The sequence below is a fragment of the Huijunlia imazamoxiresistens genome, from assembly GCF_037132455.1.
GTDB lineage: Bacteria > Bacteroidota > Bacteroidia > Chitinophagales > Chitinophagaceae > Flavisolibacter > Flavisolibacter imazamoxiresistens.
Window position 1 is genome coordinate 488407 of sequence record NZ_JBBBEI010000002.1, and the last position, 23523, is coordinate 511929.

The window sequence follows — 23523 nt, forward strand, 5'->3', positions numbered from 1 at the left end:
GGCAGTGGCTGGACACTCAATGCCGGGGGCGTGGTCACCAGGGCTGCGCTGGGAAACCCGGATACGGAACAAAACTATTTTTCGGCCGGGCTCAACCCGCTGCAGGCGCCTGCTCCCTCCGACATGTTTGCTTATTACAGCTTTATGAACAGGGTGCAGGACGGGACCCTGGAAACACAACCAGACCTGTATTACTTTAATTTTCCCGGGCATGCGGGAAAGTTTTTGATCCTTCCGGACCGGAGCATTTTCAAAAGGCAAAAGGATATGCTGGAGATTACGCCTTATGGTACCAGGAGCCCTGGCTTCACCATCCGGGACGAACAGGGTATAACCTACACCTTTTTCGCTGTAGAGACAACGAAGATGGTGTCCAGTGATGAAAAAGGGCAGGCAAACAACAACTGGTACCTGTTTCCTTCCAGCTGGTTTTTGAGCCGGGTAGAGTCGGCTGATGGTAAGGAAGTGATCGATTTTGATTATTGGTCCACTCGTACTGCACAACTGCAGCACCCCAATTTCCTGCAAAACGAATCGGCAAGTTGCACCTATGGCGAAAAGGGTAAGGGTTTGCATTGCTCCAAACTTGTAGCGGATTTTGCTTCATATATCTCTCCTGCTCCTTCCATCAGCATTGCCCGTAAGTTTTTAAAGAAGATCAGCCTTTTCCGGGAAGGAAAGCTCATTTCCTATGTGGAGCTGGTGTCCGGGACGGGAAGGAGTGATTCTGATTTCCCGGAGGACCGGGTGTTGCAGCAGCTGAAAATTTATAGTTCCCGGGACCATTCCGGAAGTTTGGTGCAGCAGTTTGATCTTCGTCACGGCTATTTTGGCGGCCCGCAGGATCCTGCCGGTAAAAAGCGACTGCGCCTCGAGGCGGTTCAGGAAATGGCAGTGGACGGAAAAACACCTTCAAAGCCACCTTATTCTTTTGCATACAATACCTCCTCCGGTTCTCTGCCGGACAGGGCGACTGCAGACCTCGACCATTGGGGTTTCTATAATGCCGCCGGGAATAAAAGCCTTGTTCCCAATATTTCCGTCCGGCGGCCCGGTCGGCCGGATCTTGTGGTAGGTAAGGACGCCTACCGGGAAGCCAGTTTTGAGGGGTCTTCCGCGACCATTCTTACGAAGATGACCTATCCCACAGGCGGGTATTCCACCTTCGAATACGAGTTGAACCAAGGGTGGTTTCCGGGTAATATTGTCCGTGTTGCCGGAGGATTGCGGATAAAAAGAATTGTCGACTATTCCTTTGAAAACAGGCAGGCCGTTGCGCGGAACTACACGTACACCCAGGATGATGGCGCTACCAGCGGCAGGGGTGGAATACTTCCTGTTTATTCTATTAACAGCACGTACCAGCATTACCAGGAACCTTTTTCCTATGGTCATGACACGGAATGCGAAACCCGGCTGGGGAAAGTGGCCTACGGTCTTATTACCACCACCGTTTCGGCGAATTCGATTATGGGCCTGGGTTCCTTCCAGGGAAGCCACCTGGGATACCAGCAAGTAACGGAATTTCTTACGGATGTAACGAATGGCCAGCCTTTGGGCAAAACGGTCTACCGGTACAGGACCGGGGATATGCACGAGTATGAGGAGGATATTGGGAGCGGCGATCTGACAGGCCAGTCGGTTTTTGATAATAACGGGAAACTTTTAAAGGAGATGGCCTATGAGTATAAATATAATTTCCTAAAAAGTATTTATGCCTTTACGGTGCAGGCAGATGAATTTCAGACAAATAAAAAACTCTACTGCCGGACCAGCAGCAATTATTTCCGCAACTATGGGGACTGGGAAAAGCGGAGTCAGGAATGTGTGGAAACCAGGAGGTATGCCACCCGGCTTTATCTGAATGGTTATGGCCGATCGTACAGCAGCAAGCAACTGGTGCAGCAAACAGAGAAGATTTATGACCAGTTAAGCGATGCATACCTGACCAGTACCAAAACCATGACCTATGGAAATGGGGCACATGCCTTTCCCGGAAAGATCGAACAAACCACTACCGAAGGAGAAGTAATGGTCACCGAAAGGAAATATGCCGGCGATTATGTCATGACCGCCTGGAATGATGAGGCGACAAAAGGATTACTAAACCTGGTGAGTAAAAATATCCTGGGTGCTGAAGTGGAATCCGTTCAATACCGCCAGAAAGCCGACGGGTCCCGCCGGCGCTATATCAGCGGATCGGTGACCACCTATCATTCAGCCCTGCCTTACCCTGAAAAGGTTTACCGCCTCGAAGTCGCTTCCCCATTGACTTCCCTGGAATCATCCGCTGTAAAGGAGGGCGTATTCATCCTGGCGCCGGAATACCAACTTGCAGGCTCCTTCCGCTATGACGCAGGAGGTAACTTGCTGGAACAGGCGAAAGCCCATGACCGTACTACAACCTACCTGTGGGAGGGTAACCTTGTTGCCGCTTCGGTGGAGAATGCAGCGAGCGAGGTGACCGCTTATTCCGGGTTTGAATCAAAAGTGCCGGGGAGTTCATGGGTTTACGAGGGCGCGGGGATCAATGCCAGGCTTGCCTTGACGGGCCGGTCTTCCTACGATCTTTCGGTCAACCTTTCAATAAAAAAGGAATTGCCTGCTGCAGCGCCGCCTTTGATCGTTTCGTATTGGGCCACTACGGCAGGGGTGCGAGTTACCGTTAATGACGGCCTGACCGTTCCGGCGGGCAGGCAGGGCAAAAGCATTAATGGATGGACTTTTTTTGAGCACCAGCTTCCGGCGGGTATTTCCCGGGTGGAACTGCTGGCGGAGGGCGTTACGATCGACGAGTTGCGGCTGTATCCCCGGAATGCACAAATGACCACGTATTGCTATCAGCCGCTGGTAGGGGTTACCAGCACTTGTGATGCCAATAACCGGTTCACCTTTTATGAATACGATGGCCTGGGCCGGCTGGTAGAGATAAAGGATGAGCAGGGAAACATCCTAAAGAACATTGCCTACAATTTTGGGTTGGGTGCCGCAGTGCCCTCTTCCGAACCCACGATGTTTTATAACGAGGCCGCATGGAAAGATTTTACAAAGACCGGTTGCCCCGAGGGTTCCTTTCCAACTACCCACACCTATGGCGTTCCTTATGGAAAGTATGTATCCTCGAAGAATCAGGCAGAGGCCGATGCGCAGGCAAAGGCAGAGGTAGACGCAAACGGACAGCATAGCGCCAACCGGATCGGCCAGTGCATTTACTATAGTGCTGCCCGCCAGGGACGGTATTTCAAAAATGATTGCCCCGATGGGGAACGATCGTTTTTCTATGTCTACTGGGTTCCCGCCGGCACGTATAGCTCCACTTTAAGCCAGGAGGATGCCGATACCAAAGCCCGGGCTGATATGGATGCAAACGGACAGCGGCTGACGAATCTTTACGGCTACTGTCCCTCAACGGCCGTATACCTGAATTTATCCAATACTTCCAACAGTGTTGGCTGGGCAACCTATAAAAACAGGAAGTCCGGCTATACGTATAGCTTCCGGGTGTTGCCGGGGACCGGTACGTATCCCGTCCCCCCCGGCGAATATGACATAAATATATCGGTGGCAGGGGCGGATGGTTACTGGACGTTTAGTGTCGGTTGTCAACATGCTCCCGGTACCACATCCGCTTCTTTTAAGGAAGTAGTGGTCAGTGCAGAGGGGTGCAACCAATTGATCATCAGTAATGGCAATTAATGAGCGTCTTAATAAAGATTTTCTGGTTAGCAAAATGATTTTTATGAACAGGTTTCGCATTGTCGCTGCCGTTTTTTACAGTTGTCTGCTGTCCGCTTCTGTTATTGGCCAAGTCAGTACGGACCGGAATTTCATCCAGGCAACGGTGGTCCGGCAGCCCGGGGTAATTTCCCCGGAAGCAGTGGAGGGGCTGCCTGCCAGCGGCAAAAGCCGGCAGGTTACGTATTTCGACGGCCTGGGAAGGCCGTTGCAACAAGTAATATTCCAGGCAGCTCCCTCAGGGGCCGATATCATTACGCCGGTGGAGTTTGATGGCTATGGAAGAGAGGTGAAGAAGTTTCTTCCCTATGCCGATCGTTCTCTGTCCGGTAACGGCAGCTTCCGCAGCACGGCTTGCCAGGATCAAAAAGCCTTTTACGACCCCGCCACTTCAACGATGGGCGTAGCTGCGGACATGCAGCCTTTTTCACAAACCTTTTTCGAGTTTTCCCCCTTGAACCGTTCCCGGGAAACCGGTGCCCCGGGGGCTACCTGGCAGCCGGGTAACGGCCATACCGTGAAGTCCCTGTTTTCCCTGAATACGACTGAGGATGGCGTGAAGCGGTGGCAAGTCAGCGATCAGCCGGGCGGCTTTGGCTCCTATACTTTCACCGGCGATTATTCGGAAGGAGAGCTGTTTAAGAATAGTACGGAGGATGAGCACGGCAACCTGGTAATAGAGTTCGTGGATAAGGAAGGAAAGCAGGTGCTGAAGAAAGTGCAATCGGCCGACCGGTCCGATTTCGCCCGTGCCGGGGCCAGCGCACCAGGCAACTGGCTGTGTACCTATTACATTTACGACGACCTGAACCGGTTGCGGGCCGTGCTGCAGCCCAAGGCTGTAGAACTATTATCCAGGGAAAACGCCTGGTCCGACATAAGCAACCGGCAGGACCTGTTAAGCGAACTGGCCTTCCGCTACGCCTATGATGCCAAGGGCAGGATGATCCTGAAAAAAGTGCCGGGTGCTGAAACCGTTTATATGGTATACGATGCCCGGGATCGCCTGGTCCTGATGCAGGACGCCCACCTGCGTGCGGAACAAAAATGGATGGTGACCGTTTACGAGAACGATTTCAACCGCCCGGTAGCCACCAGCCTCCTGACAGACCCGGCCCATTACAACGATGCCGCCTGGCACCGGGAGCAGGCCCGGGAAAGTATCGCCTATCCACAACTTGAAGGTTATGCATCGGAACTGCTGAGCCAAACCCATTACGATAATTATTCAGGAGTTCCGGAAGGGCTGTCCGGCACCTTAAATAACAGCGGCTATGACGCTTACCTGCAGGCTGCTTCCGCTGCCCCCGATTTTGCGGAACCCCTTGCTGCTTCCGCTGATACCAAAGGGATGGTTACCTGGACAAAGGTAAAGGTGTTGGGCACGGCCGACCGGTTTCTTTCTTCGGTAAACATTTATGATGACAAAGGAAGGCTGATCCAGGTCCAGTCCGTAAACGAAAGCGGTGGGTTGGACGTAATGACTACGCAGTTTGCTTTTTCCGGTAAGGTCCTCCGGACCCATATCCGGCACCAGTTCCAGGGAAGCCCGGGACAAACCGTTGAAGTGGCTACAATGACCAGTTATGACGACCAGGACCGGGTGACAGCCCTGGCGAAAAACGTGAACGGCGCCGGGTGGAAAACGTTGTGCCGGATGGAATATGATGCGCTGGGGCAGCTCAAAAAGAAGATATTGGCCCCGGGTGCTTCCGGTGCAGGACTGGAAACGCTTGCCTACGACTACAATATCAGGGGGTGGCTGTTGGGCGTGAACCGTCCGTATGCGCTGAGTCCCCAAAGCAGCGAAGCCTATTTCGGCTTTGACCTGGGGTACGACAAAACGCCTGTTGGGGCATTGGGCAACTATGCTGCCGCCCAGTATAACGGAAATATTGCCGGCACGGTCTGGAAAACTAAAGGGGATCCCAGGATCCGGAAGTACGATTTTTCTTATGATGCTGTCAACCGGCTCACGGCAGCCGATTTTAACCAGTACAGTGGAGGCTTTAGCAAAGACGAAGGGTTGGATTTTTCGGTTTCCAACCTGAGTTATGATGCCAACGGCAACATGGCCACCATGGACCAGAAGGGTTGGAAGGGTTCCGGTAGCGGCTATGTCGACCAGCTGCAGTACCGCTATGCGCCCAACAGCAACAAGCTCCTCCAGGTCACGGACGGTAGCAATGACCCGCAAACAAAGCTGGGCGATTTTCGGGTGTCTGCCGCTTACCTGGCAGCGCTGAGCGGTGCGAAGGATGAAGCCACTTCCGACTACAGTTACGATGTCTCCGGCAACCTTATTGCGGACCAGAACAAAGGCATCAGTGCCATAACCTATAACCACCTGAACCTGCCGCAGCTTATCACCGTCGACGGCCACGGCAGTATTGAATATGTGTACGATGCGGGTGGCAATAAGCTCAATAAAGTGGTGCGGGAAACGGGTAAGCCCGCCCGGGTTACCCAATATCTGTTTGGTACTTATGAGGACGGCGTCCTGCAATTCCTGCCGCAGGAAGAGGGCCGTATCCGGCCTTTAAGGGATGACGGCGGGAACGTCACGTCATTTACCTATGATTACTTTTTAAAAGATCACCTGGGCAATGTGCGGATAGTGCTGACTGAAGAACAGAGAACAGATTCCTATGAGCCCCTGACCTTTGAGGATTCGAATAAAGATCGTCAGAACGAGCAGTGGGACAACAGCCAGGGGCAGTCCATTGATGTGGACGCCGTACGCAGCCCGGTAACCATAGGGGAGGAGCAGACTTTTGCCTTGCCGGTCCGGAAAAGCACCGGTGCCATTGGTGCTGCAAAACTTCTGAAAGTAATGGCCGGCGACCGGCTGCATGTACGGGTAGATTATTTCTTCCATGAGGCTCCTACGGAAAATTTCGGGACCGATCTCCTGACCAGCCTGGTGCAAAGCCTGCTGTCCAGCCTGACCGCCTCCACGGCACCGGCCGCATTGTTAAAAGGAGAAGCCGAGGCTGTCACCCGCCGGCTGGAAAATGACCCGGGTTTTGCAGAGTTCATCAATTCGCCACCTGCCGGCGGCGGAGGGCAAGCGCCCAGGGCCTACCTGTCCGTGTTGTTCTTTGATGAGCAGTTCCGTTTCGATAAAGCGAGCAGCAGGGTAGAATCGGTCGATTATACCCCGGGAATACGCACCATCATCGACCGTACTTTTTCCAGGGCCGTTGCTGCAGGACGGAATGGCTATGCTTACGTGTACGTGGCCAATGAAAGCAATGAGCTGGTTTATTTCGATAACTTTATGCTGGCACATGAAAGAGGTCCAATTCTGGAAGAGACGCATTATTATCCGTACGGACTCACCATGGCTGGAATAAGCTCGAAGGCAGTCTCTTTTGGAGGAGTAGAGAATAAATATAAATTCAATGGTAAGGAAGAGCTGCGAAGAGAGTTTTCTGATGGGTCAGGTTTGGAGTGGTTAGACTTTGGGGCAAGGATGTATGATAATCAAATTGGAAGATTTTTCACTCAAGATCGTTTCTGTGAACAATACTACACCCTAACACCCTATCAGTATGGTGCAAACAATCCAATTCTGTTCATGGATGAGAACGGAGATTCTTTAATAATAACTGGAGATACAAAAGCTAAAGCTGCATTCAACAATACAGTTAATAGCGGTTTGGGCGGATTTTACACTGTAAAACAGGATAAGAATGGAAATACGACCTTGGAAGCAACAGGGAAGAAAGGGAAAATGACAAAGAAGCAACAGGAGTTTTATAATACTGTAAATGGAATAGTTAGTTTAAAGGATAATGTTAAAATAGGTGTAGTTCAAGGAAGTAAAGATATTATTGTCGGCAGTTATGCCTTGGGAATAATTGATATAAAAGATATGCAAGTTGCCGAGGGGAATGGTGTTATAACTCCACAAAGCATGCTTGGGCATGAATTACAAGAACAAAAAGCAAAACAAATTGACGGAAAGTCTTTTAATGATGCGCATGCGGAAGGAATAGCAGCAGAGAATAAAATAGGGGACTTTTCCAGGAGTGATGTAATGCTCCCTTCTTCTAGTGTCACACAGGATAAAGCGGGTAGAATAACTGGTGCTATAGATCAGAATTTTTCAAAGGCGGGGAAAATATACGTTGTAAGTGTCTTTATGAAACAGAATAATCTTACAAGTGTTAAGGCAAAACTAGCTACTCCGCCACCTGCTAAAAAGAAACCATAATTATGAAAAATATAGTAATCCTTTGTGTTGCATTAATCTGTGGCTTTTCTGCTTGTTCGCAAAACAACCAAAATAGCCAGAACCAGTTTGAATATCATTTCAAAATTTTAGACTCAATTGCGAGAGGAACATCATCAGATGTATTGTTGAATTGTCCTGAATCGGTAAAGTTTATGGAAAAAAATACAGGTATCGAGGCTACTACGGACGGTAACTACTTCGGTAGATTTAGCTGTAAAAGGAATGATTTGCAGAAATGGCACGAGTGGTATAAAAAAAACTATAGGAAAGGTAGAATTTAATTAGTCGTGTATAAGATAGAAAGGTAATGTAAGGAAGTATATTTAAGCTGTTGGGAGAGGCATAATTTTGAAAGAGGTGTATGTAGCCTCCAGCCGGGAAATTGCTGCCTAAAGGCTAAAGCGTAGGCTCCCCTGATTTAGGTTTATTGTTGGGGTAGGTTACAGCTAAAAAATGTAATTAATTGTGTTCCTTTTGATTAAATCGTTTATGTTAATATGTTTTATTCTTCTTCAAATTGAAGGGGAGTATGAATCGCATAAACAGATTTGTACAGATATAATAACTACTGAAATACGGTGGTTGTTGAGTGTGATCCAGAATAATACATTTTCGTTGGAAATTACAAAGCAAACAAACGTGCTACTAAGTAAACCTCAAATAACTACAATACCAGGTACTCGGCAGAGTTCAAATGATACATTGCAGCTTAGTTCTTGGGGAATGAAAAGTAACGTTCTGTCATTTTATTTTCATAAGGATAAGATGTATTTAAGAAAAGATAAAGAAGGATCAATTGACTCCAATTTTTTATTCTTTGAATACTTTATAAAAGGCGGCCAATTAGAAAAAGCAGAATAAACGAGCCATCAGTGGAATTGGGTAGAAATAGTTCAACCAATAAGTATTAGATATGAAGTATCTTATTTCAGTCTCAATAATTATAACTCTTGGTTCTTGCGGCAGTGCCCAAAAGCTGTTAGAGAAAAATACAGATGATGGCGGAAAGGTTGTAATAAAGAAGGAGCTATGTTGTGGTATCGATTATTTGTATTTAGAAAAAAAGAACAAAGGAAAAGTTGTTTATTCTATATTCTATAATTGCGAATGTAGTGGTAATAAAGTTATGTTAAGGAAAACTGTCGGGAATGATGAAAAAAGGACCTTATGGAATGGGGTGACCGATACAACGGTACTACCAAAGTTTTTTGATGAGCCGATAGCATCGAACAGGTTGGTAACGCCATTTGAGTTTATGCCGATTACTAAGGAGGAACAAAATTTAATTGAAGAGGGGCTTAATAAGGTCGATAAGGAATGCTGCAAGGTTCCGGACAAGCCCTTCAAAATGATTATTGGTTATGTACGGGTTAAAACGAATTAAAGCAGTTATGCCGATTTGTGAAAAGAATAATCAATGAAACAGAATATTCTATTATTTGCAATGGGTATGTTGATTGGTATCGTTCTTATGTCCTTTATGGACAGGAATCAGGGAAAGACAAAGCAAACAAAATATATTGAGTTGAAAGAAAACTTTTATCTCAGCAATGGAGGGGTTTTAAAACGGGGAACACAACTTAAGATAGATAAATCCTCAAGTGAAGGTTTTACCCGCTATATACTCTATGTAAATTATAAATCCGAAGAAGGGATAGGATTAAAGTCTTATGAGAAAATGAACCTAGTTAAGCCATATTGGATTTATCGGGATAGTGCAGCTGTAAATAATTAATTTAAGCAATGGCTTCTTCTTTAAAAAGGGTAAGGCCTCGGCTAATTAAATTCCATTAAGCCAACTCATTAATTTGTATTTTTTTTATTGTAATATATATTCTCTATTCCCAATACCCTAATTCCCAATATCCCAATTCCTCGTACATCGTACCTATATTTACACCGTCGATGTACGCTGAGATCATTATACCGCTGGCCCTCCCCAAGAATTACACCTGGGCGGTGCCTCCCGCCCTGCAGGAAAAGCTCCGGCCCGGCTGCCGCGTGGAAGTGAACCTGGGAAAAAACAAGAAATACGCAGGCCTCGTCAAAAAGGTCGTGGACCACACCCCCCCGCACCTGCAGCTGAAGGAGATCCTCAGCCTCCTCGACCCCGTGCCGGTGGTCCAGCCCTGGCAACTCGACTTCTGGGAGTGGATGGCTTCCTACTATATGTGCACCGAAGGCGACGTGATGGCCGCTGCCCTGCCGGCCCACTTCAAACTTTCCAGCGAAACGGTGCTGGTGTTCAACGAAGAATTCGGCGAAGACTTTTCGGACCTCGACGACGACGAATACCTGGTGGCGGAGGCCCTGCAAATCAAGCGGGAACTGCGCCTGACCGAAGTGCAGCAGGTGCTCGACAGCGTCCACGTGTACCCGGTGGTCAACCGCCTGATCGGCAAAAAGGTCTGCTTTGTCTGGGAATCACTCAAACAAACCTTCCAGCCTAAAAAAGAAACCTTCATCCTCCTCAACCCCATCTACGGCGACGAACAAAAGCTGGCGGAACTGATGAACAACTGGAGCCGGGCGCCCAAGCAGCTCGAGCTGCTGCTGGCCTACCTGCACCTGCAGCGCACCACCGGCGCCGTACAAAAAGCCGACCTCCTGAAAAAGTCGGGCGCCTCCGAGGCCCAGCTCAAAGGGCTGGTCGAAAAAGAAATTTTAATCAAGGAAAGACGGGCGGTGGACCGCCTGCACTATCTGCCCAAGGACGTGACCATCGATTTCCAGCTGTCGCCGGCCCAGCAACGGGCCAAGGACGCTATCGACGCCTGCTTCGAAACCAAGCCGGTCTGCTTGCTCCACGGCGTCACCTCCAGCGGCAAAACGCATGTGTACGTAAAGCTGATCGAACAGGTAATGAAAAAAGGCCAGCAGGTGCTGTACCTGCTGCCCGAGATCGCCCTGACGGCGCAGCTCATCCGCCGCCTGCAAAAACATTTCGGCGGCCATATCGGCATTTACCACTCCAAATTCAGCCAGAACGAACGGGTGGAAGTATGGAACAAGATCAAGACGGGGGAGCTGAAGATCGTGCTCGGCGCCCGCTCGGCCCTGTTCCTGCCGTTCCTGAACCTGGGAATGGTCATCTGCGACGAGGAGCACGACCCCTCCTACAAGCAGCAGGACCCGGCGCCCCGCTACCACGGTCGCGACGCCGCCATCTACCTGGCGGGACTTTCCCGCGCCAAGGTGCTGCTGGGCAGCGCCACCCCTTCGCTGGAAACCTACCACAACGCCCATAGCGGCAAGTTCGGCCTGGTGGAGCTGTCGGAGCGCTTCGGCGAGGTGAGCCTGCCCCTCATAGAAATGGTCGATACCCGCACGGTGGCCCGCAAGCCGGGTGAAAAGGTGATGCTGTCGCCCCAGCTCCTGGAAGCGGTACGCACCACGGTGGCCCGCGGCAAGCAGGCCATCCTGTTCCAGAACCGCCGCGGCTATACGCCCTACCAGGTATGCACGGTCTGCGGCTGGGTGGCGCAGTGCCGCCATTGCGACGTGTCGCTGACCTACCACAAACAATCCAACAAGCTGAAGTGCCACTACTGCGGCAACATTTATCCGACCATCCATACCTGCGGGGCCTGCGGCACCGACAAGCTGGTACACAAAAGCTTCGGCACCGAAAAGATCGAGGAGCTGCTGGATACCGAGCTGCCCGACATCAAGATCGGCCGCATGGACTTCGACACCATCCGCAACAAGAACGCCCACGATATCCTGATCCAGCAGTTCGAGCAGAAAAAGATCGACGTGCTGGTGGGGACGCAGATGGTCGTCAAGGGGCTGGACTTCGATAACGTAGACCTGGTGGGCATCCTGGACGCCGATGGGCTGCTGAGCTTTGCCGACTTCCGGGTGCACGAGCGGGCCTTCCAGCTGATGGAGCAGGTAAGCGGCCGCGCCGGCCGCAGGAACGCGGCGGGAAAGGTGCTCATCCAGACCGGCAACCCGGCGCATCCCGTGATTGAATGGGTAAGGGGCCACGACTATACCGGCCTGTACCGCGATGAGATCGAAAAGCGCCGCCTGTTCAACTATCCTCCCTGCTCGCGCCTGGTGCTCCTGACCTTCCGCCACAAGGAACGGGCAGTGGTGCAGGAAGCGGCCGTTCGTTATGCCCAGGCGCTGCAGCCGGTTTACGGCAACTACCTGGTGGGACCGGCCGAGCCGGTCATCAACCGCGTACGCAACCTGTTCTTAATGGAGCTGCTGCTCAAGCTGCCCCGCGACTCAAAATTCCTGGCCAACTGCAAAAGCGACCTGCTGCAACAGGTGGCCGTATTGCATGCCGATAAAAAGTTCCGCAACGTTGTAGTGGTGCCCAATGTGGATGCCCTCTAAAAAGGGTCCAATTTCCTCAAACCTGAACAGTCAGCCCCTTATAAAAAGCAGGCCGGGCCCGGGTCATGGGAGTGAGGAACCGGGGAAGTAATTGGCGTCCAATTGCTAGGCTTCGCCCGGAGCCCGGGAATATAACTGCCTGAAATTTAAAGGAAAATTAGGGACCCGTGGCATGGTTCCTGAACAAAATAAATGGATATTGTAGATAGGTTCCGACCCAACTAAAAGATAGCGTGTTATGAACCAGTACAATCCGTTTGTCTCTATATTAAGCACCTGCATTGCCGTCGGCACTGCCATCGGGGCCTTCCGGGGCCAGGTGGCCGCCGGTATCGCCTGGGGTGTGGTAGCGGGTATGCTGATCTGCTTTATCGTTCGCTTCCTCAAACCTCCGCATCGGAACTAACTACAAGTTCCGGAGGTCAGTTCCTCAGTTTCTGTGTTCCTGAGTTCCTAAGTTGGGCGTTCCTGCGTTTATTAGGGAGCGTTATAAGTTCATTATGGAATAGCGAATGTTTCTTGCACCTGATTCCTAATATCCCAATATCCCAATTAACCAATCCCCCAATTCCCCCACAGCCGTATCTTGTACTTCTTAACCATTACCATGAAGACAGTCCTGATTACGGGAGCCAGCGGCAATTTAGGCAGGTTCGTTACGGCCCATTTTCTGAGCAGGGGATATAAGGTAGTAGCCGTGGTATCGAAGGAAGACAGTAAAAAGAATATTCTTCCGCAGGAAGGGCTGCAGGTGGAGGCGGTGGACCTCACCGATGAAACGGCCGCTGGTGCCCTGGTGCAGCAGGCTATTGCCCGGTACGGCGCCATTGATGCCGCCCTGATGCTGGCCGGCGCATTTACCATGGGCCGCCTAGGTGAAACCGCTACCGGGGATATCCAAAAGCTGATCGCCCTGAATTTTGAAACGGCCTATAACCTTGCCCGACCGCTCTACCTTCATATGCAGGAGCGCGGCAGCGGGCGGCTGGTGTTTATCGGCGCCCGCCCCGCCCTGCAGCCTGCCGAGGGAAAGAACATGATGGCCTATGCGCTGAGCAAATCGCTGTTGTTCCGCCTGGCGGAGTACCTCAACGAGGGGGCCAGGGGAAAGAATATCGTGGCTACCGTGGTGGTGCCCAGCACCCTGGATACACCCGCCAACCGCGCCGACATGCCGGCAGCCGACCCGGGTAAATGGGTGCAGCCCGAAGAACTGGCACGGGTGCTGGAGTTCGTCTGTTCCGATGAGGCCGCCCCCCTGCGGGAAACCATTTTGAAAGTATACAACAACGCCTGATGCGGCGAACAGAGGGGTAGGGGAGGAGGCTGGCAGGTTACCAGAATTGTATTAAATTATAGTACAAATTATCCCATATGACGCACCCGACCATTCATCGGCTTCCTCACGGCCTTGCCTTTGTGCTCCTGTTTGGCTTGCTGCTCTTCCTGGCTGCCTGCGGCCCCGGTTCTTCCCCCGAAGGACGCGTCAATAAGCGCATCGATGCGCTCCAGCAGCAGGTGGATAGCCTGGCCCAACAGCATGCCGGCATCCGCGATAGTTTAGGCCGGATCGTCAAAATCGTACAGGAAATACAGGCAGGTAAGCCGGGAAAGAAGTAGTTCCGGGAAGCTTTTGCGCTTTCTTGGGAGTTTTTCCAGGTAATTTTACGTGTTCTATTTTATTGTTATTTGAGTGCTTTTCGGGTGGCCCTTTTCTAGTGTAAGGGTGCTAATTTGTTGTGCTGATTCGCATCTAGGTGCTTTTCAGTATTTGTCCCAAATACCTGAGCAATTGGAGTTTAGGCAGGTTGAATGCAGAGCAGAAAAAATACATTTGTTCTTCGTTAGTGATCTATACCTGTTTGAAAACCTTATAATCCATTGCCCATTGTTATGAGAAACCTGCTCTGCCTGGTCCTCGGGACATTTTTCATGCTGTCCGCCTATAGCCAAGCCAGCATCAAAAGAACCTTTTTCAATGAAGGGCTTACTTATATCCCCGGTGGCGGCATATCGCTGCACCTCGAGCCCGAAGGCGTGTTTCCTCTCAATACGACGTTTACCCTGCAGTTGGTGGATGAAAGCGGTGCCGTGATCAACGGCAACATCGGTTCGGTACAGGAATTCTTTGTTCCCGTGCTGAACGGAACCCTGCCTTCCCCGCTGCCGGCAGGCAACTACCGCCTGCAGGTGGTAGCCCAATCCGGTGGTAGCCCCATCGCCACCTCCGCGCCCTCGCCGGTCTTTAAAGTGCAGGAGCCGCCCGCCCGCATCGGGATCCCCGTGGCCGGCAATCCTTCGGGAACGACCCTGAAGGTGAACTGCCTGGCAGGCAGCAACTATTTCGGCTTCCTCGATAAGAACTCCAGGGACCTCAGCCCCGAGATCAGCCTGGAACTGCTGGATTATTCCCCCGAATTTACCTATACCGTCAACCTCGTCAACCACACCACCGGGGCGCTGACCAACCTGCCGGTAAACATCACCTCCTGGGCACCGCCTGCCTTTACCCTTCCGGCCGGCCTGCCTACGGATTATTATACCATCGAGGTCGTTAAAAGCAAGGGCGGGTTCTCCTCCACCTTTTCGTACATCTTCCAGTTCAATACCGGCAACACCAGCCTGGGAAACCTCAGCAGTGAGAACGTGTGTATGTTCTCCGAGGTGTTGTTTTCGATCGATCGCGACGTGCTGGCCCACAACTACCCCGGCTCGAAATATACCATCAACTTCGGTGACGGCACCGGGGAGCGTACCCTGACCCATGCCGAACTCATGCAGGAAGTGCTGTTGAAACACGAGTTCAAAGTGGCTACCTGCCGTTCGAACCTGGGCGTGAACGGGCAGTTCAAGGTAGAGCTGTACCTGTATAATAAAGGTATGGCCGGCGCCTGCAACACCTATGGCAAAAACGGGAACGGTACCTCCAAGTTTGTCAACACCAGCATTGCCCCGCTGGCCGATGCCAGCGGACCTGCCAAAAGTTGTATCAACAAAAGCGCCACCTTCCTCAACAACACCATTGCCGGCGTCTACGGCACCACGAACGGCTGCCTGTCCGAATACCGGGTGAACTGGTATATCAAAGCTCCCGGCGCCACCACTTTTTCACTGGCTCCCGCGGCCTGGTACAACAACCCCTCCAGGAACCTGGTGGTGCCCCCGAACGTTTTTAACGTGGCCGGCACCTGGGAATTAAAACTTATGGCCCAAAACCCGGAGGGCTGTATGAACGTTACCGAAGCGCCCCTGAAAATCTGCATCGAGCCGGTGCTGGTGCCCGAATTCAAAATGAACGGGGCCGACGAACTGACCGGCTGCCTGCCGTTGGACGTGCAGGTTTCCAACCTCACCAACGAAAGCACCTGCCCGCCGGTAATTTATAAATGGGAGGTGCTGGACGAAAACGGTGCCGTCCTGCCGGAGGGTTCCGGCTACGAGTTCCTGAACGGCAGCGGGGCCCAGCACCCCCAGCTCCGCTTTACGAAGGAAGGTTCCTTCCGCCTGCGGCTGAGCGTGGAAAACACCTGCGGCGCCTTCTCCAAAGAAAGAACCATCAAGGTGCTGGGCACCACCAGCGTGACCTTCCCGGCCAACGCCCGCATCTGTGGCGCCGGCAGGATCATCGATTTCGCCACCGATGCCGCCCACATGCCGCAATACAACCTGTCGTATGCGGCCACGGATGTGTACCAATGGCAGATCACCGGCGGCGCTTTCGAATTTGCGAACGGAACCTCGGCCGCCGACCGCTACCCCCAGGTATTGTTCAAAGAGCACAAGGAATACACCGTAGAGGTTACCTATATGAATAATTGCGGCACCCGCCAGGCAACGCAAATCCTCACGTTTACCGAGCCGGTGACGGCCGATGCCGGGCCAGCGACCGCTACTCTTTGCTTTAACGACAACGTGCTGCCGCTCACCGGCGCCGCTACCGGCCCCGTACAACGGGTGCTCTGGACCACCAACGGCAGCGGCCAGTTCAGCGACCCCAACAGCCTGACTTCCTTGTATACCCCCAGCGCCCAGGACAAGACCAACGGCACCGTCACCCTGACGCTGACGGCCTTTAAGCCGGAAACCTCTGCCTGTGCCGATGCTTCCGACGTCCTGACCCTGGCCATCAAGCCCCGACTGACGGCGACCAATGCGGCCCGCACCATTTGCTCGGGCGCCGCCCTCCGGTATACGCCTACCGGCAACCAGCCCGGCGCTACTTACTCCTGGACGGCCACCGCTTCTTCGCCCGCCCTCACCGGCTTTTCCGCTTCCGGCTCGGGTCCCATCAACGAGGTGCTTGCCAACAGCGGCCTTGTGAATGCAACGGTCACCTACACCCTCGTGCCGCAGTACGACGGCTGTACCGGCGACCCCGCCCAGCTGGTAGTGACGGTACGGCCGGTGGCTTCCCTGGAAGCCATAGCCGCCAAAAACGTCCTCTGCTCCGGCGAGTCGGCCAGCATCCAGCTTTCCTCTGCCTTCCCCGGCGCTACTTATTCCTGGACGGCCGCCGCCACCGGCAACGTATCGGGCTATGCCAATGGCAGCCAGGGTTCCCTCATCAGCCACAAGCTGGTAAATACCGGGGCCAACGTGGAAACCGTTACCTATACCATCACCGCCAAAAACAGCAGCTGTGCCGGGGAAACCAAGGTGGTGACCCTCACCGTCAACCCGGCACCGACCGCGGCCAATGCCAGCGTCGACCAGGTGCTGTGCCAGCAACCCGAAGTGACCCTCAACGGCAATACCATCACCAATGGCACCGGCAACTGGGAGTTGGTCAGCGGTCCTGCCGGCGCCCAAATCACCAACCCGGCAGCTCCCACTACCACCGTTACCGGCCTTACCGCCGGCAACTATACCTTCCGCTACGTGGTCACCAGCACCCTGGGGTGCGGCGGCTCTTCGGACGAGGTAACCATCACCCTATCCCAGCCTTCCGCCGGCGGCACTACAACGGGCGAAGCCGCCTGGTGCCAGGGCGGCGCCAACGGCTCGGTGACCCTCAGCGGCCACCGCGGCAACGTGCTGCGCTGGGAGGCTTCGACAAACGAGGGCGCTTCCTGGCAAACCGTGGCCGGCGCTTCCGGCACCACCTTAAATTACACCGCCCTCAACCTGCAAACGACCACCCGGTTCCGGGCCGTGGTGCAGAACGGCGGCTGCGACCCCGAAAATTCTTCGGTGACCACTATTAGCGTAAAACCCGCGCTGGCCCCGGCCAATGCCGGCGCCGACCGGTACCTCTGTGCGGAAACCTCCGTGCAGCTGACCGGCAACGACCAGCCGGGCGCCACCCTGCTGTGGGAGCAGGTAGGAGGGAAGCCCCTTACCCTGTCCGATCCCGCCCGGCCGGTCCTGGACGTTACCGGCCTGCAGCCCGGTGAAGCCTACAGGTTTACATTTACCGTTTCCAACGGTGCCTGCCCTTCCTCCTCGGACGAGGTAGAGGTGTTCAACCGTACGGCCGTTACCGCCGCCAATGCCGGCAGCGACCTGCAAATTTGCGATTACAACGGAACGGCCCGCACCCAGGCGCTCCAGGCCAATGCGCCGGCGCATGCCTGGGAAAAGGGTGCCTGGACCATTTTGGAAAATACCACCGGCCTTACCCCTGTGTTTACCAATGCGGCCGATCCGCAAACGGTCCTGAAGAATATCGGCCTCGCCACTGGCCGGGCCTCCGGCCTGGTGAAGCTGAAATGGACCCTTTCCAATGACGGGGGCTGTACGCCTTCTTCCGACGAGCTTATTCTGAAAATATTCCGCGCCCCCGTGGCGGGCACCCTGTCACCCAACAGCCCGGTCTGCCGCAACAGCGATGTGACGCTGAACCTGTCCGGCTATAGCGGGGAGATCCTTAAATGGCAGGTGAATACGGCGCCGCTGGAAGACGGCCTGTTCGCCGATGTCAGCCAAACGGATGCCCAGTTGAAGCTGGAGCACCTGCTGGACGACGTGGAAGTGCGGGCTATTGTCGGCTCAGCCGGCAGGGCCGACGGCTGCCCGCTGGAGGCGACCGCCTCGGTAGTCATCCGGGTATCCCAGCCCAGCGTGGGCGGTACCCTAGCGCAGCCGGCTCCTTTCTGCCAGGGCGGCGCTACCGGCACCCTCACCCTCAGCGGCCAGCAGGGCAACGTGCTGTACTGGGAGCGCTCGACCAACGGCGGCACCTCCTGGACGAAGATCAACAATACCACTGCTTCGCTGGCGTATACCAACCTGCAGGTTACCACCCAGTACCGGGCCGTGGTACAAAACGGCGTTTGTGCCTCCGAAGCTTCGGCCGTAGCCACGGTTTCCGTCATGCCCAAAACCGGCGGGGCCCAGGCTGGACCGGACCGCAACCTGTGTAACGAATCGTCGGTGCGGCTGACCGGCAACGAAGCCCCCGGCCTCACCTACCTGTGGAAGCAGCTGGAAGGCCCGGCCGTGACCCTGTCGGATCCTACAAAATCCTTCGTGGACGTGACCGGCCTGCTGCCGGGGAACACCTATAAATTTGAATATGCCCTGTCCAACGGCGTCTGTGCCCCGGCTACGGATGTGGTTGTTGTAGCCAACAGCAACCCGCTGGTCAACAGTATCAACGGCAAAACCGAGACGGTTTGTAACGGAACGCCTTTCCTGGTGGACGCTCCCGCCGCTACCGGCGGCAATGGCTCTGCCCCGGTTTACCAGTGGCAGGTCAGCACCAACGGGGTGGACTTTACCGACATCCCCGGTGCGCAGCAACAAACCTTCCGCCTGAACAGCGTCGTGGCCGATACCTGGCTGCGCCGCCAGGCTACCATCGGCGCCTGTTCGTTGCCGAGCGATATTATGGTACTGCGCCAAGTGGCCAGCCCCGCCCCGGCCAATGCCGGTGCCGACCAGTTCCTCTGCGCTTCCGATGGAGCGACCCTCAAAGGCAACGCCCCCACTACCGGTGAGGTGCTGTGGCGCAATATCGGCCCGGGTGCGCCCGTGTTCGCCAACGCTTCCGCGGCGGAAACCACCGTTTCCGGCCTGCTGCCCGGCACTACGCCCATTACCTATGAATTCGAATATTCCATTAATAACGGCGTTTGTCCCGTCACCAAAGACCAGGTGAAGGTGACCGTTTACCCCGGCCTGGTGAACCGCATCAGCCCCTTGACAAGCACCCTGTGCTCCGGCCAGCCGGCCCAGCTGTCTTCCGAGGCCCTGTCCGGCGGTAACGGTATCTACGAGATCCATTGGCAATCGTCCGCCAACGGGCAGGACTGGACCGATATGCCGAACGCCACGGCCGCTTCGCTGACCGTAACGCCTTCGGCTTCGCTGTACTACCGCCGGGTGGTTACCTCCGGTCCCTGTGCCGGCAGCTACAGCCAGCCGGCCCATATCGAGGTGCAGGCCCCCATCGCCGGCAACAGCATTGCCCAGGACCGGGACCTGTGTATCAATACCGCTGCACCCACCATCACGGGCAGCCAGCCCACCGGCGGCAACGGCGTCTTCCGCTACCTGTGGGAACAAAGCGCCAACGGCACCGACTGGACCGTTATCCCGGGTGCGGACCGGGTGGATTATGCGCCCGGTGTGCTGACCCAAACGACCTGGTACCGCCGCCGCGTGGAAACCGACCTCTGTGCCGGCCCGCAGGCCCATACCAGCAACCCCGTGAAGCTGACCGTACGGCTCAACGCCAAAGCGGAATTCAATCCTGCCGTTACCGCCAGCTGCGCACCCTTTGAGCTGAAACCCGAAGTGGTGAACCTGCAGCCCTATGCGGACCGCAACGGCACCTACCAGTGGTTTGCCAACGGCAATCCCATCGGTACGGGCGCTGCCTTGCCGGGCTACACCCTCCGCAACGAAAACGAGGAGGTGCAGCTGACCCTGAAAGTGCTCAGCCCTTACGGCTGTACCGCCGACGAAGTGACGCATACCTTCAAAACCTTCCGTACGCCCCAGCCGGCCTTTACCCTGGGCGCCGCCGAAGGCTGCGGACCGCTGACCGTGCTGGTGAAGAACACCACGCCGGGAGCGGAGGACTTTGCCTACCGCTGGGATTTCGGCAACGGGCAAACCTCCACGGCCGTTCAGCCCGGCGAGGTGATCTTTAACCCCGACCCCGCCCACGACGACGCTGTTTATACCGTGAAGCTGCAGGTGTTTTCAAACTGTATCAATATCGTACCGGTCGAGCACACGGTAACGGTGAAAGCAACGCCCAAGGCTTCTTTCGCCCCCAGCAAAACCGTGGGCTGCACCCCCATGGAAGTGACCTTCAACAATACCTCCCTGGGCCGGGGCAATACCTACACCTGGGATTTCGGTGACGGCAGCCCCGTGAAGACCTCCTCCACCAATGCTCCGGTGCAGCATACGTATTATGCGGAGGTGCAAACGACTCATAAAGTAACATTAGTGGCCACCAACGGCTGCGGATCCGACCAGAGCACGTTTGACATCGTGGTGGCTCCCAGCACCGTCAAGGTAGATTTCGCTGTCAGCGGTACCCAGAAAAGAGGGTGCGCCCCGCTGGCCGTGAACTTCGTCAACAACTCCTCCGGGGCTGCGACCTTCACCTGGACGTTTGAAGAAGGCGTTACCCTGCACACGACCAAAAACAGCGAAACGGTGCCATATACCTTCAAAAAGCCGGGAACCTACAAGGTGACCCTGGTGGCCACCAACGGTTGCTCTACCTGGACCGACGAGGAAGTGATCGAGGTGTACGGAACGCCTGCTGCGGCCTTTACGCCCGGCACCCTGGAGGCCTGCATCGACGAACAGGTGCAGTTTACCAACAACTCTACCGGCGGCGCTACTTCCTACCAATGGAATTTCGCGGACGGCGTGACGGACATCAACCCGAACCCCTCCCATGCGTTTACGGCACCCGGCAACTATGGCGTCGTGCTGAAGGCGATCCGCCAGAACCCCGACGGCAGCTCCTGCTCCAACACCACCCAGCCGGTGCTGATCAAAGTGGGCGCTACCAAAACAGGAGCGTTCGATATCACCGCTTCCGGCACTTGTGCGCCGGCCCTGGTTACCTTTACCAACCGCAGCACACCGGCCGCCAGCGTGCGCTGGGATTTCGGCGACAATACGTCCGCTACCGGCAGCCAGCAGCAGCATTCCTATGCAAATCCCGGCCGGTACACGGTGACGATGACGGCCGTAGCCCCGGGCGGGTGTACCTATACCAAACCGGAAACCGTGGTGGTGAACGGTCCCCAGGGAAGCGTGGCCAATGCCGCCAGCCTGTGTAACGGCGAGCCGGCCCGCTTCGAAGTGACTATGACCGGAACCAGCAAGCTGCTGTGGGAGTTTGGTGACGGCACCACCCAGGAAACCACCGGCCAGGTAGTGAGCCACCCTTACGCCCATGCCGGCACCTACCGCCCGAAGGTGACCCTGGTCAGCAATGATGGCTGTACCCGTGCGCTGGAAGCAACGCCCATCGTCGTGGATAAAGTGGAAAGCAGCTTTACGTATACCCAGCAACTGAAGTGCGGCACCACTACCGTGACGTTTACCGAAACCTCCCGTGCCACCTCGGGCAAACAGCAGCTGCTGTGGGAATTCGGCGATAGCAAGACCGGCACCGGTAGCACCGTACCGCACGAGTATTCGCTGGAAAAACCGTACGAGGTGGTCCTGACCACCATAGGGCAAAGCGGCTGCCGCAGCGTCTCCAAACAAACCATCCCGGTGCAGGTAAACAATATCCCCGCGGTAGCGATCGCCTCCGGCACCGAGTTCTGTGCCAATGCGCCCGTTCGCCTGAGTGCCGTGCTGCAGTCCGAAGATTCCATCAGCTCCCTGAAGTGGACCGTGAACGGGGCTACCGCCACCACCACTACCTACGACCTGAACCTGGTGCCCGGCACCTATCCCGTAAAAGTGGAGGCCATGACCGTGAATGGCTGTAAGGATGAAAAGGCAGCTACGATCCGCGTGAACCCGGCTCCCGTAGTGACCACCGGCCGCGACGAGACGATCTGCCGCGACAAGAGCATCCAGCTGACCGCCACTGGCGGGGACCGCTACAGCTGGTCGCCCCTGCAGGGCCTGAGCTGCGCCAACTGCGCCAACCCCGTGGCTACCCCCACGGAAACCACTTCCTACGTGGTAACGGGCACCAATGCGTTTGGCTGTACGGCCACCGATACGGTGCTGGCCACCGTAGTGCAGCGCTTCCGCCTGGACGTGAAGAGCCGCGACAGCATCTGCATCGGCCAGTCGTCGCAGCTGATGGCCAAGGGCGGCGCCACCTACAGCTGGACGCCGGCCACCGGCCTGAGCGCTACCAATATTTCGAACCCGGTCGCCCGGCCCATGGCAACGACCACCTACACCGTGCTGGTGCGGGATTCGCTGAACTGTTTTTCCGAAACGGCTTCCGTGGAGGTGGCGGTTGGCCAGGTGCCGACCCTCAACCTCGGTCCCGACCAGGTGTTGTCCACCGGTGCCAAGTTCCGCTTCCAGCCCGAGGTGGTGAACGGCCCGGGCAAGACCTGGAGCTGGAGCCCGGCCACCGACCTGGATTGTGCTACCTGCGCCACGCCGGAAGCCACCATAAAACGCAATGTGACCTATACCGTGAAGATGACCACGCCCTATGGCTGTACGGCATCGGATACCATCAGCTTCAAGGCTTTTTGCCAGAATACGCAGGTGTTTATCCCCAATGCCTTTACCCCCGATGGCGACGGCATCAACGATGTGCTGATGGTGCGGGCTTCCGGTGTCGCCCAGGTGAAAACCTTCCGCATCTTCAACCGCTGGGGCGACCTGGTGTTCGAGCGGACCGCCTTCGCGCCGAACAGCCCGGCCTTCGGCTGGGACGGCAGGGTCAAAGGGATCCCCGGCGCAGCGGATGTGTACGTGTACACCTGCGAAGTGATCTGCGAGAACAACGTGCCGTATACGTATAAAGGAAACATATCGCTGTTGAAATAAGGATATTAGTTAATTGGTTAATTGGGTATTAGGAACGGGAAGAACTCTTCGACTGTCACGGCCCAATTAACCAATTGACCAATGAACCAATAACCACTTACTAATATCTTCTCCATGAAAAAAACCATCTTTACCCTTTTGCTTTCCTCCCTGGTGTGCCTGCTGCATGCCCAGGACATCAACTTTTCGCAGTTCTATGAGCTGCCGCTGCTGCGCAACCCCGCCCTGGCCGGCATCTACAACGGCGATGTGCGCCT

10 protein-coding genes are annotated in these 23523 nt (G+C 54.9%); all 10 read left to right on the top strand.

All coding sequences use genetic code 11. The annotated features are described in order from the left end of the window. Window positions 1–267 precede the first annotated feature (267 nt). Window positions 268–3696, top strand: a complete 3429-nt coding sequence (locus V9K67_RS03910) for a DUF5977 domain-containing protein (protein WP_336720244.1) — start codon at window positions 268–270, stop codon at window positions 3694–3696. Further along, complete coding sequence (locus V9K67_RS03915) at window positions 3686–7954, top strand: DUF6443 domain-containing protein (protein ID WP_336720246.1); 4269 nt, start codon at window positions 3686–3688, stop codon at window positions 7952–7954. The genes V9K67_RS03910 and V9K67_RS03915 overlap by 11 nt, the downstream gene beginning before the upstream one ends. A gap of 2 nt (window positions 7955–7956) precedes the next feature. Continuing rightward, entirely contained in the window at window positions 7957–8256 is a 300-nt protein-coding gene (locus V9K67_RS03920; protein ID WP_336720247.1) for a hypothetical protein, read from the top strand. Between the two features lie 632 nt (window positions 8257–8888). Further along, window positions 8889–9359 carry a hypothetical protein gene (locus V9K67_RS03925; RefSeq protein WP_336720248.1) on the top strand — a complete coding sequence of 157 codons (471 nt, stop codon included), beginning with the start codon at window positions 8889–8891 and terminating at the stop codon, window positions 9357–9359. Between the two features lie 33 nt (window positions 9360–9392). Further along, window positions 9393–9710 carry a hypothetical protein gene (locus V9K67_RS03930; RefSeq protein ID WP_336720250.1) on the top strand — a complete coding sequence of 106 codons (318 nt, stop codon included), beginning with the start codon at window positions 9393–9395 and terminating at the stop codon, window positions 9708–9710. Window positions 9711–9880: 170 nt separating this feature from the next. Continuing rightward, window positions 9881–12322, top strand: a complete 2442-nt coding sequence (gene priA, locus V9K67_RS03935) for a replication restart helicase PriA (RefSeq protein WP_336720251.1) — start codon at window positions 9881–9883, stop codon at window positions 12320–12322. A gap of 238 nt (window positions 12323–12560) precedes the next feature. Continuing rightward, window positions 12561–12728, top strand: coding sequence for a hypothetical protein (locus V9K67_RS03940; RefSeq protein ID WP_336720253.1), 168 nt, complete (start codon window positions 12561–12563; stop codon window positions 12726–12728). Window positions 12729–12929: 201 nt separating this feature from the next. Beyond that, complete coding sequence (locus V9K67_RS03945; protein ID WP_336720255.1) at window positions 12930–13619, top strand: SDR family NAD(P)-dependent oxidoreductase; 690 nt, start codon at window positions 12930–12932, stop codon at window positions 13617–13619. Between the two features lie 77 nt (window positions 13620–13696). After that, entirely contained in the window at window positions 13697–13942 is a 246-nt protein-coding gene (locus tag V9K67_RS03950; RefSeq protein WP_336720256.1) for a hypothetical protein, read from the top strand. Between the two features lie 273 nt (window positions 13943–14215). Continuing rightward, window positions 14216–23266 (top strand): DUF8696 domain-containing protein, encoded by a 9051-nt coding sequence (locus tag V9K67_RS03955; RefSeq protein WP_336720257.1) that lies wholly within the window; start codon window positions 14216–14218, stop codon window positions 23264–23266. Window positions 23267–23523: the final 257 nt, after the last annotated feature.